Genomic DNA, 14,053 nt, shown 5'->3' with positions numbered 1-14,053 from the left:
CCGATGCATGAACATGGCTTATTCTACGGTTTCATGCCGAATCTAAATAATCGTTCAGGAAGCGCCGCGCCTGCCGTGCTGATTTTTGATTCCGGCGTCGGCGGTCTCACCGTTTTCCGCGAAGTCATCGCGGCGCGTCCCGACGCGCGTTTCGTCTACGTCGCTGACGACGCCGGCTTTCCCTACGGCAATCAGCCGCCCGACGCGCTGATCCAGCGCATCGTCGCTGTCATGGGTGATGCGATCGCGGCGCACAAGCCCGATCTCATCGTCGTCGCCTGCAACACTGCCTCGACACTGGCGCTGGCCGAACTGCGCAAGCGTTACACCGTACCCTTCGTCGGCACCGTGCCGGCGATCAAGCCGGCCTGCGCGCAGTCGAAGTCGAAACGCATCGCCGTCCTCGGCACCAAAGCCACCGTGTCGCTCGAATACACCCACGCACTGATCCGCGAATTCGCCGCCGGCTGCGACGTTGTCCCCGTCGGCTCGCCGAAACTTGCCAGCATCGCCGAACTCCAGCTGTCCGGCATGCCGGTGGCCGACGGCGATATCGCCGCCGAGATCGGGCCGTGCTTCGTCGATGCCGATGGCCGCAAGACGGACACCGTCGTGCTCGCCTGCACGCATTATCCGTTGCTGACGGAGCGCTTCCGCAAGCTCGCGCCTTGGCCAGTCGACTGGATCGATCCGGCGCCGGCGATCGCGCGGCGCGTTGCCGATCTGTTGCGCGACCGCGAGGTCGCGGCGGATAAAGTACCGCCGCGAATCTTCTTCACCTCAGGCCGCGAGCCGCCGCCGCCGTTGGCAGCGGCCCTTGGCCATTTTGGCTTCAGCCTGTGAATGCCTCGGCGCGGATCTCGAGCGCGCCGCGAACGATCATGTCGCCCGCGACATAGAGAATGATCGCGAGGCCGACATAAGCGATCCAGCGGTGCTTGGTCAGCAGCCCGGCGATGAAGTTTGCCGCGACGCCCATGAGCAGGATCGACAGGCCGAGACCGAAGATCAGCGCCGTCGGGTGGTCGCGCGCCGCGCCGGCGACCGCGAGGACGTTGTCGAGCGACATCGACACGTCGGCGATCAGAATCTGCCAGGCGGCTTGCGCGAAGGTCTTGCGCGGTGCAGCGGTTGCAGCCGCGCCGTTGACATCACCGTTGAACATGCCCTCGCCTTCGTGGCCGCCGGAGCGCAATTCGCGCCACATCTTCCAGCACACCCACAACAGCAGCACGCCACCGGCAAACAGCAGGCCGACGATTTGCAGAAGCTGGATGGCGACGCCGGCAAAGCCGATGCGCAGCACGGTCGCGGCGATGATACCGACAATGATGGCCTTCCGCCGCTGGTCGAGAGGAAGGCCGGCCGCGGCAAGACCGATGACGACGGCATTGTCGCCGGCCAGTACCAGGTCGATCATGATGACCTGGGCAAAGGCGCTTAGGGATTCAGGCGTAAACAGATGCGCAAAATCAACCACGCGAAGGGCTCCGTTCCGGTGCAGGTTTGAAGTATTCGACCAAGGGTTCGATTTCGCCAAAGATGGCCGCTGCACAGCCGATCAGCGTCAACGCTCCCGCAATGTCCCAGCCGTTAATCGGCCTGAGCGTCGCCAGCCGCGGTGACACGTAGGCGGTCACCGCAATGATGGCGGCGGACGCCAGCGCAGCCACGCTGACGACCGGGAGCACCAACGCCTGCGGTACCAGCACGACCGTGATGGCCAGCCCCGCCATGAAGGCGATCGCCAGCCAAGGCACGAGTGCTGGCCGCCCGGTGGACGGCCTTCCGGATTGGGATTGTTGAAACGGCTTATCCTGGCGCATATCGGACCCACGTCGAGATTTCAGTCCGACATCGCAGTCGCATGACTGCCAGAGGGGCCCGGCCTGACGATGGGAAAGTAGGCCAAAATCGGCCGTCTGCAAGACAAAACGGTATCAAAGCCCGCGTTTGGCGCCGGAAATACCTGCGGCTCGCTGTCGCAACAAATTTGACATGGGGGGATGCCGCGCTTAAAAGCCACCCACCTGACGGGCCCTAGGGGCCCGTTCGGCGTTTCGCGACCCGTGACAAGCCCTTACGCTTCAAGGACTTGGCTGTCGGTTCCGGGGTGACCCGGGACAAAGGAGGGCGCGTTTCCTCACCCTTAGTTTGAATCATATGAGGACGCGATGACCAAGCGTTTGGAATCCAAGTACAAAATCGATCGCCGCATGGGCGAGAACATCTGGGGCCGTCCGAAGTCCCCGGTGAACCGCCGCGAATACGGCCCCGGCCAGCACGGCCAGCGCCGCAAGGGCAAGCTGTCCGACTACGGTGTCCAGCTCAAGGCTAAGCAGAAGCTGCGCGGCTACTACGGCAACATCTCCGAGAAGCAGTTCCGCGGCATCTACGACGAAGCCATCCGCATGAAGGGTGACTCCGGCGCCAACATGATCGGCCTGCTCGAGCGCCGCCTCGATGCGGTGATCTACCGCGCCAAGTTCGTGCCGACCGTGTTCGCCGCCCGCCAGTTCATCAACCACGGCCACGTCAAGGTGAACGGCAAGAAGGTCAACATCGCCAGCTACCGCGTCAAGGTCGGCGACGTGATCGAAATCCGCGAGAAGTCGAAGCAGATGAACCTGGTGCTCGAAGCGCAGGCCTTGGCCGAGCGCGACGTGCCGGACTACATCAGCGTCGATACCGGCAAGATGAGCGCCCAGATGGCCCGCGTGCCGGCGCCGTCGGATGTGCCCTACCCGGTGCAGATGGAGCCGCACCTGGTGGTGGAATACTATTCGCGCTAACCGCGCTTCGCTTTCAGCGACAAGACTTCCAGATCCCCTGCCCAAAAGGCGGGGGATTTGTTATTCATGGTTCTGAATATTTGCCGGGGCCATGACATGAACCTTCTCACTCGCCGCGCGGTGCTGGCCGGGACGGCTGCCTTCGGAGCGTTCGGCGCGTTCGGCGCGTTGCCCGCCGTCGCCGCGCTGACCGCGCTCAAGCATGGTGACTTCGACGTCACTGTCGTCAGCGACGGCCACCTCGTGCTGCCGGTGAGCTTCCTCGCCGCCGATGCCGATCCGGCCGAACGCGCCGCGATGCTCGCCGCCGCCGGACAATCCGGCGAGACCTATAACGCGCCGACCAACGTCACGCTCGTCAGGCACGGCAGCGATCTCATCCTCATCGACACCGGCTCCGGCGACCGCTTCATGCCGACCGCGGGCAAGGTGTGGGACAATCTCAAGACCGCCGGCATCGACAAGACGAAGATCACCAAAGTGATCTTCACCCACGGCCATCCCGATCACCTGTGGGGCACCGTCGATGAATTCGACGAACTGATGTTGCCGAACGCGCAATTCCACGTCGGCGCCGCCGAATGGGATTTCTGGCACGGCGACAACGCCACGCGCGGCCTGCCGGCCGAGCGCGCCGGCTTCGTTACCGGCGCGCGGCGCAATTACGCGGCGATCAAGGACCGCGTCGCGATGTTCAAGGACGGCGACGAGATCGTGCCCGGCCTGCAGATCGTCTCGACGCCCGGCCACACCCAGGGCCATGCCTCGCTGGCGCTGAAAGGCGGCGACGGTCTCATCGTGACTGGCGACGCGCTGACGCATCCGACGATTTCATTCGCGCATCCGGAATGGAAGCCGGCGGCCGATCACGTGCCCGATCAGGCAGTGGCGACGCGCCAGAAACTGCTCGATCGCCTCGCCACCGACAAGACGAAGATCATCGGCTTCCACCTGCCCTATCCGGGCATTGGCATGGTCGAGCGCAAGGACGGCGCGTACCGTTACGTCGCGGCGGGCTGACGTAAGGCGCCGGCTGTCACATCGGGGCGGCGGCGCGGTAAGGCTGTTGTTGCATCGCCCTTAGTCACGCCGGGCGGTCGAGCGGCGCGCCGAAAATGGCCCGCTGATAGTCGGCAAGCAGCGTCGGCTCTTCGATCGAGCCGTGGTGATGCACCTGCCGCCAGATGCCGTCGATTTGCGCAAACCACCGGGTGGTGCGGATGCGCAGATCGACAGTCGCAGTCGGCGTCACGCACCTGCCCTTTTCGCGGCCGACGAAGAGATGACAGCCGTTCCAGCTCTGGCTGGTGAAATCATGGAAGGTGACATTGACCTTCGCCGGTCCGCCGAACAACCTGGCATAGCCATCGCGGATCGACGGCCAGCCGCGGCGGATGCCGCCGATCGGATTGTCCATACTGGGGATCTCGCCCGCCGCCCAGTTGGCCGCCAGGCCGTCGAGGTCGTGTCGATTGAAGGCGCGGTAGAAATCGATCAGCGCGTCGAGCGCGCTGCCGTCGCCCTTGCGCATTTCGGCGCCGGTGATCTCGGTTATCGACGACGACATAGGCTTCTCCTTTGCGCTTTCGCTTTTTTTACTCGCCCGCCTCGGCGGAACGCGGCGCGGCAAGCGTCGCGATGAAATCGATCACCAGCGCGAGCACCATCGCCGCGCCGCCGATCAGGAACAGCAGGCGATAATTGCCGTTGCTCTGTGCGAACACGTAGGACAGCGCATAGGCGGCGACGGCCTGACAGAGCGCGAAGCATGCTGTTGCAAGACTCCAGGCCTGCTTCTGCTGCGCCGGATGATGCGGCAACAACTCGCCGATGCGGCCGAGCACAAGCGGCACGGTGCCGGTCACGAAGGCGCCGACGATGATGCTCGACACCGTCAACCAGGCTTGGCCGAGACCGAATGCCGGAATGACCACCGCGCCCGCTTCGATGAGAAAGGCAAAGCGCAGCGCCGGGCCGAACCCGGCGCGGTCGGCCAGGTGGCCGGCGAGCAGCGGCCCGACCGTCGCGCCGACGCCGAACAGAACCCAGTATTCGGCGCCGACCTGAACGCCTTCACCGAGGCCGCGCGCGACGAAGTCGACGAGGAAGATCATGTGCGGCACCCAGCCGGCCGCATTCAGCCCGTACTCGGCAAACAGCGCCCAGAGAACACGCTGGCGCGGCGGCGCCGCATTGGGCTTGGGCGCCGCGGCCGGTTCGGCATCGCCTGGCCATCCGGTCCAGGCGATCGCCGTCAGGAGCAAGGACAGCGCGCCGAGCCAAATCCAGGTCTGCTGCAATCCCTGCTGCAGCAGCAGCGGCACCAGCGTTCCGGACGCGACGACTCCCGCGCCGACGCCCATGAAGATCGCGCCGCCGGCGAGACCGCGGCGCGACACGGGGATATGCGGCAGCACCGTTGGCGCCGCCAGCACCATCAACGCGCCGCCGGCGAGACCCGAGGCGAAGCGCCAGACGAAGTACCAGGCAAAACTGGTGGGAAAGGCGCAGGCGAAGAATGCCGTAGTCGCCAGCAGCATCATCGTTCTGAGAGTGATGACGGTGCTCGTCCGCGCCGCGAGCGGACGACCGAGCAACGCGCCGGCGAGATAGCCGGCAAGATTGGCGGCACCGAGATAGGCGGCCGCCGATGGCTCGAACCAGTGCGCGCCGATGATCGCCGGCAACAGCGGTGTGTAGGCAAAGCGCGCGAGCCCGATGCCGATCAGACTGGCGCAGAACGCCGACATGACCGAGCGCCATAAGCTGGTCGCAGCTTCAGGGTTCTGCTCGCGTTGACGGATTGTGACGCTGCTCATGGGCCATTCCTCACCTATCGGTCCGGATGAGAATGGGGGGCCAAAGCGATCATAAAAATTGAATTATTATGATAGGCGCTATCTGAAATAGAGATATTAAGCGGGTAGACCACGTCTTTCGGGCGGAAATTTCAACTTCCCTGCGCGAATTCCCGGCCTCACGTAGCAAATGCAACAACTAATCCCCGGCCTAAAGCCAGATCGGGGACGTTGCAGGAATCTACCTGAAGGCCGGGTGCTGGAGAGACCCGGTGGACGCTTTATGTTTCTTCGCGCACTTTCTCCTTTCGGCCGCAGCCCGGACTCTCAGCCTGAAGGCGATCTACGCCGCTGGCGAGGACAAGGCTTACGCGACCTTCCGCAAGCTGCGCTGGCCTGAGACGCATGGCGAAGCGGTTTGCCCGCAGTGTGGCGACGTTGACGCTTACGAAATCCCACGCCGCCGCTTCAAGTGCTCGGCTTGCGGCAAGCAATTCTCTGTCACGAGCGGGACCATCTTCGCCTCGCGCAAGATGAGCTTTGTCGATTTGCTGGCCGCGATCTGCATCATCGTGAACGGTGCCAAAGGCATCAGCGCGTTGCAGGTTTCGCGCGATCTGGATTGCCAGCGTAAGACCGCGCTCGTCCATCGCACATAAGCTCCGCGAGGCGACGGCCGACGAAACCAAGGGCAAGGAGGATGGCTAGCACCACAGCGTTTCGCCGCAGTATCTTCACCCATACCGCCCACGCGGCTTGGCTTGACGATCACCGCCGCGAAGCTAACGGCGCGCTCGCTCATCGTGCCATCGGTCTTGCCCTCGCTCACGGCGTCCGCCGCAATTGGAAAGGGTGTTGGCAACGACACGGAATTGAACGTCCGCGCGGGCTCGGTTGTCAAATTCCATCAACTCACGCTAAAGTGACATCTCGCATTCGGGCATAAGACCTGAAGATTCTAGGGGGAATACTTATAATGAGCGGACCGTACCGCCTTTATATTTGGCTAGCTGCCATGTTTGGTAGCGCTCTGCCTTACATGACCTTGTGGTTCTTTTTACCCGACAACAAACTCGTAAGCACAGTCAAGATAAGTCAGTACTTCGATGTCCCGGATAAACTTATATCCGATCTTTCATTTGTGGGTGTAGCGGTGTTCCTTGCTTGTTTGCCGGATTGGCTATGCGATGAACACTTCAAGACTTTTAAAATCACGAGAAAAAAAGTAATAATAGCCTTTCGAGGTATCGCGTTTTTATTTGCTTTTATTTCTCTATTTCACTATATTAGAATTAGCATGTTTATTAATAGTACGCTTGAGTCAGGATATACTTTCGATCTCGCAAGAAGTAAACTTTCGTTGGTTCTCTGCGTTGTTGCAGTCGCAATTTCAACGCTAGTCGCTGTCAGCCTTCATCTAGGCCGGGCACAAGGGACCGTTGCCGAATGAACGATTGGATCGCAACTGGAACCAGCATTATTGCCGCAGTCGTCATTATCGCGGCGCTTGTCGTCCTTTGGCTCGATTACAGGTCGCGCAAGCGCAAAGCTGGGAGCGCCAGAATACGTGAGCAAATAAGCGCCGAGATTTCTTGGCCGGACCAAAAGCTCGTCGATGCCCTCCTTATAGATATGGAGAGCGCAGTCGGCGTTACCTTCCAGGAAAATCCATCGCTTTACTCGCGACTGAAGGAAGACTTACAAAAAATAGCGCTATTAGCCATCATCGACGATAAGATCATTCAGGAAACCGCCGATAAAATTAGAACTGACATCTCAATGCACGCTCTGAATGTTGCTGAGCGGCAGCGCCTGATCGGTTTTGTATGGGAATGGCTCGGCAAGGAAGAGCAGAGGTTGCCACTTCCACTCAAACTAGACCGCGAACAGGCGCAGCATGAATTTGAAAAGAAGACACGTCTTCTGTTGCAAGAGCTGCAGAAAGCCGCTGCCACCTGAGCAATGCCGTGCCTATGTTATAACGGCAGCATGCAAGGCCCTCTAAACAGACGCGATGCCTGCTTTCCGAGACTGGTCCATTGCTCCAATGATTTGCTCTTTTCCCTCTAGTACGCCGATTACATGTTCTCGATCAAAGATGATATTGGTGTGGCCTTCTACCGGCTTAAACAACCGAACCTCGTCCACATTGACAAATACTGGCGACTTATCGTGGCTAGAAGTTAGCTTAACAAAAAATGCCATAAACCTCTCCTGCGTTACCTGTTGACTAAGCCCCACATTGTCCCACCTTTGCGCCTCGACAACTTGTTAATTGTGCGCCGCTTCGCCTGCATCGTTAGAGCTTGCACGATACGGAACGCAATCGACGCCGAAGCAGGTCGCCGCCTTCGGCTAGCCCCTTGGCTCGGATGACTCTCAGGGCAAGCTCCCCCGTGTCTAGCGGCCCCTCAGCGGCCAGCGCCGCCTTACATAATGCGAGACCTCCCGAGGCGTAAACAGCCTCAGGTCTCCATATAGACCGGGAACTCGGTGCGCCTCTCGGGAGCGGCAAATAGACCAGAGTGGCGTTCACATGGGCCAGATCGCGGCAAGCTCGATCTGCTTCTCATAGCCCTTGATCGCGCTCGATAGCCTTACGCTTGGTTTCTAGGGTGTTGATGATTTGGGACTCTGACATGACGCAATGGGCGAGTGTTCTAGATCTCGCCCTTTAGGGGGGCTTGGGGTCATCGTCGGCTTTTACCAGCCGACAATGCGGCCCGTTGGGCGGCCCGATTGTGCTGACAAAGGAAATACGGCTCCCAGTGTCGGGTACTTAGTCGGGTTGCCTTCGTGCTTATAGGGACCGGCCTGCAATGTATGGGGAATGGCCGCGCTAGACCGCCACAGTTACCTTGATGCGTTTGTTACCTAAGGGCCGCGACCTCCCGTTGCTACTGGTGGGAGCGGCCCTTCGCCATATCTATGAAAATGGGTATAGTAGGCATTCGCTATCACTGAACAGGATATTGAGACCATGGACGTCGCCGATCTCAGGGTCTTCGAGGCGGTTTCCCGCAACGGCAGCATGAATCGGGCCGCGCAGGAGCTGCACACCGTCCAGTCCAATGTCACGGCGCGCATTCGGGCGCTGGAGGAGGAGCTCGGCGTCAGCCTGTTTCAACGCCACGCGCGTGGCGTCCTGACGACGCCGGCCGGACAACGGATCCTGCCTTTCGTCGGACGCATCACCCGGCTGCTCGCGGACGCCACCACGGCGGCGAAGGACGACGGCGTCCCCAGCGGCCCGCTGCACCTCGGCAGTCTCGAGACCACCACCGCCTTGCGGCTGTCACCATTGCTCAGTCAGTTCGCCAAGGCGCACCCCGCCGTCCAGCTCATCGTCACGACCGGCACGACGCGCAAGCTCCTGGACGACGTCATCGCCTGCCGGATCGAAGGCGCCTTCGTCGCCGGACCCGTTACGCATCCCGATCTTCATCAGGAGACGATCTTCCAGGAAGAACTCGTCCTCATCACCTCGCGCGCAATCCGCACGCCTGCGGAGCTTGTGGCGAACCCGGATCTCAAGACGATCGTCTTCCAGATCGGATGCTCCTATCGCCAGCGGCTTGAGTCCTATCTCGCCGACATCGGAATCGTCACGGCAAGGCCGCTGGAATTCGGTTCGCTCGATGCGATCGTCAGTTGCGTAGCGGCGGGCGTCGGCGTGAGTCTGCTGCCGAAAAGCGTCGTCGCCGACGCCTGGCGGAAGGGCCTCATCGCAGTGCACGAGTTGCCGCCCGAGCGCGCGCTGGTCGATACGCTATTCGTCCGCCGCAAGGACGCCTATGTTTCGAGCGCTATGTCCGGCTTCCTGGACATGGCACGGCCGCGTTATGGCGCGAGCTCCGCCGACCACGGCTGAAGCATTGTTCGCTTTTCCGCACGGCTCGTACTGATTAGCCCGGATTATCGTTGGACGGCCGGGCGGCTATCTCCGCGTTGACATGCAACGGAGATCGCCCATGACCACGCTCAATAAGGCCGGCACCTACAAACTCGGCCACCGCACCGTAAACCGTCTCGGCTACGGCGCCATGCAACTCGCCGGCCCCGGCGTGTTCGGCCCGCCAAAAGACCCTGCCGCGGCGCGTGCCGTGCTGCGCGAAGCCATCGCCGCCGGCGTCAATCACATCGATACTTCCGATTTCTACGGCCCGCACGTCACCAATCAGACCATCCGCGAGGCTTTGCACCCTTACCCGGACGATCTCGTCATCGTCACCAAGATTTCGGCACGCCGCGGCGCCGATGCGTCGTGGATTCCGGCCATGTCGCCGCAAGAGCTGACGCAGGCTCTGCACGACAACCTGCGCAATCTCGGCCTCGACGCGATCGAGGTCGTCAACTTCCGCAGCATGCACGGCATTCACGGTCCCGCCGAAGGCTCGATCGAGCCGCAGCTCACGGTGCTCGCCGACTTGCAACGCAAGGGGCTGATCCGTCACATCGGCCTGAGCAACGTCACGGCGACGCAGGTCGCCGAAGGTCGCAGCATCTGCGACATCGTTTGCGTGCAAAACCAGTACAACCTGGCGCACCGCGACGACGACGCGATGATCGACGCGCTCGCGCGCGACGGCATTCCTTACGTGCCGTTCTTCCCGCTCGGCGGTTTCACGCCGCTGCAGTCATCGACCTTGTCGGAGGTTGCCAAGCGCATTGGCGCCACGCCGATGCAGGTCGCGCTCGCCTGGCTGTTGCGCCGTTCGCCGAACATCCTGCTGATCCCGGGCACGTCGTCGGTCGGACATCTGCGCGAAAATCTCGCCGCCGCCGAACTCGAATTGCCGGACGATGCGATGGAAGCGCTGAATGGCATCGCGGCGCGCAGCGAAACGCACGCCGCGGCGCACTGACGTCAGCGGCCAGCACTGCTGCGGCGAGACGCGCGTGGCCGCGATCAGGCCACGTCCGTCGCCGCGGCGAGCGGCGGGCCAAGGATATCGATGCCGCTCGCCCTGCAGGCGGCGCCGAGCGCCTCGGCCTCGGCCGCCGTCGGCGCTGCCACAGGCGGCAGGTCGTCGGTGCCGGCCGGGCGGCCGATCGCCCGGACCAGGCGTTCGAAATTGCGGCCGCAGGTGATCACCAGCCAGCGCGCGCCGTTGCGCGACGTCACCTGGAAGCTGTGCGGCTTGCCGCGCGGCGCCACCACGCTCTGGCCGGCACCAGCGGTGACCGGCCGGCCTTCGACGACGAAACGAACCTCGCCGTCCAGCAGGTAAAAGATCTCGTCCTCGTCGCGATGCGCGTGAACCGGCGGCGAGGACAGGTAAGGCGCGGTGTGCTCGATCAGGCTTATGTCACGGCCGCCGTTGCCGGCGGAGACGTGAATGCGCATCAGGCCATCGAGAAACCAGACCGACTCGGGGGCGGAAGCGGAAGCCATCGACCATCTCCTTGAATGAAGTCCGCATCGAGCAGCGCGCATTGCCCAACGGCGCGGCTTTGATACGATGAATGGCGGCGGATCTAGGCGATGGGCGGCGGCGCATGAAATCCAATGATTGTATGGGCCCCATTATGGCCGTGAATTGAGCGCGCCATGAACTTCGCCGCTTTCGATCTCAACCTGCTGCGGGTGTTCGATGCCCTGGCGCGCGAGCGCAGCGTGACTCGCGCCGGCGACCTCATCGGTCTCAGCCAGCCGGCGATGAGCAGCGCGCTCAATCGTCTGCGTCACATCCTCGGCGACGAATTGTTCGTGCGCCGCGGCAACGACATGATGCCGACGCCGCGGGCCGAGGCCCTCGCCTCAGGGATTCGCGAGGCGCTGGCGCAGATCGAGCAAACGGTAGCCGGTGACGCCCGCTTCGATCCATCGAACGCCGATCGTGTGTTCACTTTATTCGGCGCCGACCTGTTCTCGATGCAACTGATGCCGCGTTTCGCCGAGCGCATCGCCGCGCTTGCGCCCGGCATCAAATTGCGCCTCCTCGACAGCGCCAGCGGCGACGTCGAGCGGTTGCTGCGCGACAATGTCATCGACATGGCGCTCGAACGCCCGTTGGACATGCCGGACTGGGTCTCGAAGGAGCTGATGTTCCACTCGCCCTTCGTGGTCATCGCCGCGCGCGGCCACGCCGACATCCGTGCCGCCCGTGTCAAGGCGGGCGGCAAGATTCCGCTGGCGCTGTTCTGCCGGCTGCCGCACGCGCTGCGCTCGATCGACGGCGGCATGTCCGGGGCGGTCGATGATGCACTGCGCAAGCACGGTGCTGCGCGACAGGTCGTGCTGACATTGCCGCACTTCCATGCCATTGGGCTGGCAGTGGCGCGCGGCCGGCTGATCGCCACAGTGCCGGTGCAGTTCGCCAAGGCCGTCGCGGCTGAGCTCGGACTGTCGATTTATCGGCCGCCGATCGCCGTCGATGTGCCTGACATCAATCTCTACTGGCACCGGCGCTACGACCAGAACCCGGCGCATCGCTGGATGCGCGATCAGGTGATGACAGCCATCAAGCCATTCCGCAAAGATAGCGCATAAAGAAACACCCTGAGGCGCGGGCGCGCGCTCAGGGTGCCTGTATTCGTTGCGAGGCGGCGATCAGGCGCCGGCGGCGACCGCGACGCCCTTTTCCTTCAGCGTCTGCTGCAGTTCGCCCGCCTGGAACATCTCGCGGACGATATCGCAGCCGCCGACGAACTCACCCTTGATGTAGAGCTGCGGAATGGTCGGCCAGTTCGAATAGGCCTTGATGCCGTCGCGCAGGTCCGCCGACTCGAGGACGTTGAGCCCTTTGTAGGGAACGCCGAGATGGTCGAGAATCTGCACGACCTGGCCGGAGAACCCGCACTGCGGGAACTGCGGCGTGCCCTTCATGAACAGCACGACGTCGTTCGACTTCACTTCGTTATCGATGAACTGCTCGATGCCCATGGCAGCGGAATCCTTGTTAATTCGGTTAGACGGCCCAGTCGTCCCGGCTTGGGTCGCGGCCGATCCGCGCGAAGCACCTGCCGGTGTCACGGATATATGTAGCCCAGTTCACCGCGCCACCCCAAGGGGGTCGGCGGCACGGGAACGAAATGACTGTTAATTCTCGGCTTTTGGAAGAAATTGGCCGCCTAGGGCGTCCCGGTCTGCAGCGCCAGCGCGTGCAGCACACCGCCCATATTGCCCTTCAGGGCATTGTAAACGAGCTGATGCTGCTGGACGCGCGATTTTCCGGCAAAAGACGGCGCCAGCACGGTGGCGGCGTAGTGATTGCCGTCGCCGGCCAGATCACGGATCGTCACCTGCGCGTCCGGAATGCCTTCCTTGATCAGCCGCTCGATCTCGCCCGCATCCATTGCCATATTGTCCGTCCTCCTGGGGCCCACCATACGCAACCTGCCCGCCAGCGGCAGCCCTTACGCAGAATTTGCACCCAAAAAATGTCAGTCCCGGCTCAATCGGAGGCGGCGTATAACTGCGGCCGTAACACTCGCGCCGCCGCGGCGGTTCGCGGTCTTTGGAGGGGAAACGACATGCCGCACACGCACCACGTCCTGGGAGCCGCGCTGGCCGGCGTCATGAGCCTCGCGCTGATGCCGGGCGCCTTCGCCCAGGTCACCGCCGAACAGCAGGCGGCGATCAAGTCCTCCTGCCGCTCCGATTTCATGTCGAACTGCTCCGGCGTGCAGCCCGGCGGCGCCCAAGCGCTGCAGTGCCTGCAGAAGAACGTCTCGAAGCTGTCGCCGGGCTGCCAGACGGCCGTGAGCGCCACGATCCCGAAGCCCGCACCGGCCGCGGCCGCCGCGGCGCCCGCAGCGCCGCCACCGCCCGCCCCTGCGCCGTCCCCGGTCGTTGCCGCGCCGGCACCCGCTCCAGCCGCGCCGGCGCCGACGATCGCCACCGCTAAACCGCCAGCGGCCAGCATGGCCGCGCCCAAGACCGCGGCGACCGCCGCCGCGCCACAGGTCACCGCCGCCCAGCAATCGGCGATCAAGTCGGCCTGCCGCTCCGATTTCATGTCGAACTGCTCCGGCGTCCAGCCGGGCGGCGCGCAGGCGCTGCAATGCCTGCAGAAGAACGCGGCGCGTCTGTCGCCGGGCTGCCAGGCTGCCGTCGGCGCCACGATGCCCAAGCAGGCCGCGGCGCCAGCGGCTGCGGCGCCAGTTCCGGCGACGACCGCCGATGCACCGCCGGCGCCGACTGCGGCGCAGATGAGCGCGATCAGGAATACCTGCCGCGCCGACTATTCGCGCAATTGCAAGGGCGTGCCGCCCGGCGGGCCGGAGGCGCTCGCCTGTCTGCAGCGCAACGCCGCCAAGCTGTCGCCGAACTGCCAGACCTCGCTCGCCGACATCGCCGATTCGATCCCCGCCGGCGCCGCGCCGGCCGCGGGTGCCGCGACGACGACGACCACCACGACGACGGAGCATCGTCGCCTGCCGCCCGGCATCACGCCAGCGGGCCGCATTCTGCGCCGGGTGATGGAGCGCAATCAGCAGTGAGCGAAGTGGCGATCGCCG

General features: G+C 63.2%; 17 protein-coding genes and 1 pseudogene. 10 read left to right on the top strand and 8 right to left on the bottom strand.

Going from position 1 to position 14,053, the window contains the following annotated elements; translation table 11 throughout:
* Positions 1–33: 33 nt before the first annotated feature.
* Complete coding sequence (murI, locus tag ASD45_RS05195; protein WP_056912593.1) at positions 34–843, top strand: glutamate racemase; 810 nt, start codon at positions 34–36, stop codon at positions 841–843.
* Here the strand turns inward: murI and ASD45_RS05190 are convergent.
* Both ASD45_RS05190 and ASD45_RS05185 read right to left on the bottom strand, forming a co-directional pair.
* Entirely contained in the window at positions 833–1,480 is a 648-nt protein-coding gene (locus ASD45_RS05190; RefSeq protein WP_056910521.1) for a TerC family protein, read from the bottom strand. The two genes, murI and ASD45_RS05190, sit on opposite strands and share 11 nt — an antisense overlap.
* Entirely contained in the window at positions 1,473–1,826 is a 354-nt protein-coding gene (locus ASD45_RS05185) for a hypothetical protein (RefSeq protein ID WP_156380723.1), read from the bottom strand. The genes ASD45_RS05190 and ASD45_RS05185 overlap by 8 nt, the downstream gene beginning before the upstream one ends.
* Before the next feature lie 348 nt (positions 1,827–2,174).
* On the opposite strand from ASD45_RS05185, the gene rpsD reads away from it, so the two are divergent.
* Entirely contained in the window at positions 2,175–2,792 is a 618-nt protein-coding gene (rpsD, locus tag ASD45_RS05180) for a 30S ribosomal protein S4 (RefSeq protein WP_056910519.1), read from the top strand.
* A 96-nt stretch (positions 2,793–2,888) separates the two neighbouring features.
* Complete coding sequence (locus tag ASD45_RS05175; RefSeq protein WP_056910518.1) at positions 2,889–3,812, top strand: MBL fold metallo-hydrolase; 924 nt, start codon at positions 2,889–2,891, stop codon at positions 3,810–3,812.
* Positions 3,813–3,876: 64 nt separating this feature from the next.
* Here ASD45_RS05175 and ASD45_RS05170 read toward each other — a convergent pair whose 3' ends face one another.
* Positions 3,877–4,359, bottom strand: a complete 483-nt coding sequence (locus ASD45_RS05170; RefSeq protein WP_056910517.1) for a nuclear transport factor 2 family protein — start codon at positions 4,357–4,359, stop codon at positions 3,877–3,879.
* Between the two features lie 28 nt (positions 4,360–4,387).
* Positions 4,388–5,611, bottom strand: a complete 1,224-nt coding sequence (locus ASD45_RS05165; protein ID WP_056910516.1) for a YbfB/YjiJ family MFS transporter — start codon at positions 5,609–5,611, stop codon at positions 4,388–4,390.
* A gap of 251 nt (positions 5,612–5,862) precedes the next feature.
* Between ASD45_RS05165 and ASD45_RS05160 the strand changes: the two are divergent.
* The 3 genes and pseudogenes from ASD45_RS05160 to ASD45_RS05155 all read left to right on the top strand — a co-directional run.
* A pseudogene (locus tag ASD45_RS05160) lies at positions 5,863–6,455 on the top strand (IS1595 family transposase); the annotation flags it as partial.
* 111 nt (positions 6,456–6,566) lie between these two features.
* Entirely contained in the window at positions 6,567–7,040 is a 474-nt protein-coding gene (locus ASD45_RS23350; protein WP_156380722.1) for a hypothetical protein, read from the top strand.
* Entirely contained in the window at positions 7,037–7,549 is a 513-nt protein-coding gene (locus ASD45_RS05155) for a hypothetical protein (protein ID WP_056910515.1), read from the top strand. Before ASD45_RS23350 ends, ASD45_RS05155 begins: the two co-directional genes overlap by 4 nt.
* Before the next feature lie 42 nt (positions 7,550–7,591).
* Here the strand turns inward: ASD45_RS05155 and ASD45_RS23345 are convergent, their stop codons facing one another.
* Complete coding sequence (locus tag ASD45_RS23345) at positions 7,592–7,795, bottom strand: hypothetical protein (protein ID WP_156380721.1); 204 nt, start codon at positions 7,793–7,795, stop codon at positions 7,592–7,594.
* Between the two features lie 775 nt (positions 7,796–8,570).
* On the opposite strand from ASD45_RS23345, the gene ASD45_RS05150 reads away from it, so the two are divergent.
* Together ASD45_RS05150 and ASD45_RS05145 are read left to right on the top strand one after the other, a co-directional pair.
* Positions 8,571–9,461 carry a LysR family transcriptional regulator gene (locus tag ASD45_RS05150; RefSeq protein WP_056910514.1) on the top strand — a complete coding sequence of 297 codons (891 nt, stop codon included), beginning with the start codon at positions 8,571–8,573 and terminating at the stop codon, positions 9,459–9,461.
* Positions 9,462–9,561: 100 nt separating this feature from the next.
* On the top strand, positions 9,562–10,455 hold the full coding sequence (locus ASD45_RS05145; RefSeq protein WP_056910513.1) for an aldo/keto reductase family oxidoreductase: 894 nt from the start codon (positions 9,562–9,564) through the stop codon (positions 10,453–10,455).
* Between the two features lie 44 nt (positions 10,456–10,499).
* On the opposite strand, the gene ASD45_RS05140 is transcribed toward ASD45_RS05145, so the two are convergent.
* The gene (locus ASD45_RS05140) at positions 10,500–10,985 is read right to left on the bottom strand and encodes a cupin domain-containing protein (RefSeq protein WP_056910512.1); all 486 of its coding nucleotides are present in this window, start codon (positions 10,983–10,985) and stop codon (positions 10,500–10,502) included.
* Positions 10,986–11,141: 156 nt separating this feature from the next.
* On the opposite strand from ASD45_RS05140, the gene ASD45_RS05135 reads away from it, so the two are divergent.
* Positions 11,142–12,083, top strand: a complete 942-nt coding sequence (locus ASD45_RS05135; protein ID WP_056910511.1) for a LysR family transcriptional regulator — start codon at positions 11,142–11,144, stop codon at positions 12,081–12,083.
* A gap of 60 nt (positions 12,084–12,143) precedes the next feature.
* Here ASD45_RS05135 and grxD read toward each other — a convergent pair whose 3' ends face one another.
* Together grxD and ASD45_RS05125 are read right to left on the bottom strand one after the other, a co-directional pair.
* Positions 12,144–12,476, bottom strand: coding sequence for a Grx4 family monothiol glutaredoxin (gene grxD / locus ASD45_RS05130; protein ID WP_056910510.1), 333 nt, complete (start codon positions 12,474–12,476; stop codon positions 12,144–12,146).
* 188 nt (positions 12,477–12,664) lie between these two features.
* Positions 12,665–12,895, bottom strand: coding sequence for a BolA family transcriptional regulator (locus tag ASD45_RS05125; RefSeq protein WP_056910509.1), 231 nt, complete (start codon positions 12,893–12,895; stop codon positions 12,665–12,667).
* 171 nt (positions 12,896–13,066) lie between these two features.
* Between ASD45_RS05125 and ASD45_RS23340 the strand changes: the two genes are divergently transcribed.
* A complete protein-coding gene (locus ASD45_RS23340) occupies positions 13,067–14,035 on the top strand; it encodes a hypothetical protein (RefSeq protein WP_056910508.1) in 969 nt (322 codons plus the stop codon).
* Positions 14,036–14,053: the final 18 nt, after the last annotated feature.

The sequence above is a fragment of the Pseudolabrys sp. Root1462 genome (assembly GCF_001426945.1).
Classification (GTDB): Bacteria; Pseudomonadota; Alphaproteobacteria; order Rhizobiales; family Xanthobacteraceae; genus Pseudolabrys.
This window is presented reverse-complemented; position numbering and strand designations above follow the sequence as displayed.

Coding starts and splice junctions, on each gene's coding strand:
- ASD45_RS23350 (WP_156380722.1), top strand. CDS start 6,567: ATGAGCGGACCGTACCGCCTTTATATTTGGCTAGCTGCCATGTTTGGT.
- ASD45_RS05170 (WP_056910517.1), bottom strand. CDS start 4,359: ATGTCGTCGTCGATAACCGAGATCACCGGCGCCGAAATGCGCAAGGGC.
- ASD45_RS05140 (WP_056910512.1), bottom strand. CDS start 10,985: ATGGCTTCCGCTTCCGCCCCCGAGTCGGTCTGGTTTCTCGATGGCCTG.
- ASD45_RS05185 (WP_156380723.1), bottom strand. CDS start 1,826: ATGCGCCAGGATAAGCCGTTTCAACAATCCCAATCCGGAAGGCCGTCC.
- ASD45_RS05150 (WP_056910514.1), top strand. CDS start 8,571: ATGGACGTCGCCGATCTCAGGGTCTTCGAGGCGGTTTCCCGCAACGGC.
- ASD45_RS23340 (WP_056910508.1), top strand. CDS start 13,067: ATGCCGCACACGCACCACGTCCTGGGAGCCGCGCTGGCCGGCGTCATG.
- ASD45_RS05145 (WP_056910513.1), top strand. CDS start 9,562: ATGACCACGCTCAATAAGGCCGGCACCTACAAACTCGGCCACCGCACC.
- ASD45_RS23345 (WP_156380721.1), bottom strand. CDS start 7,795: ATGGCATTTTTTGTTAAGCTAACTTCTAGCCACGATAAGTCGCCAGTA.
- ASD45_RS05155 (WP_056910515.1), top strand. CDS start 7,037: ATGAACGATTGGATCGCAACTGGAACCAGCATTATTGCCGCAGTCGTC.
- ASD45_RS05135 (WP_056910511.1), top strand. CDS start 11,142: ATGAACTTCGCCGCTTTCGATCTCAACCTGCTGCGGGTGTTCGATGCC.
- ASD45_RS05125 (WP_056910509.1), bottom strand. CDS start 12,895: ATGGCAATGGATGCGGGCGAGATCGAGCGGCTGATCAAGGAAGGCATT.
- ASD45_RS05165 (WP_056910516.1), bottom strand. CDS start 5,611: ATGAGCAGCGTCACAATCCGTCAACGCGAGCAGAACCCTGAAGCTGCG.
- murI (WP_056912593.1), top strand. CDS start 34: ATGCCGAATCTAAATAATCGTTCAGGAAGCGCCGCGCCTGCCGTGCTG.
- ASD45_RS05175 (WP_056910518.1), top strand. CDS start 2,889: ATGAACCTTCTCACTCGCCGCGCGGTGCTGGCCGGGACGGCTGCCTTC.
- rpsD (WP_056910519.1), top strand. CDS start 2,175: ATGACCAAGCGTTTGGAATCCAAGTACAAAATCGATCGCCGCATGGGC.
- grxD (WP_056910510.1), bottom strand. CDS start 12,476: ATGGGCATCGAGCAGTTCATCGATAACGAAGTGAAGTCGAACGACGTC.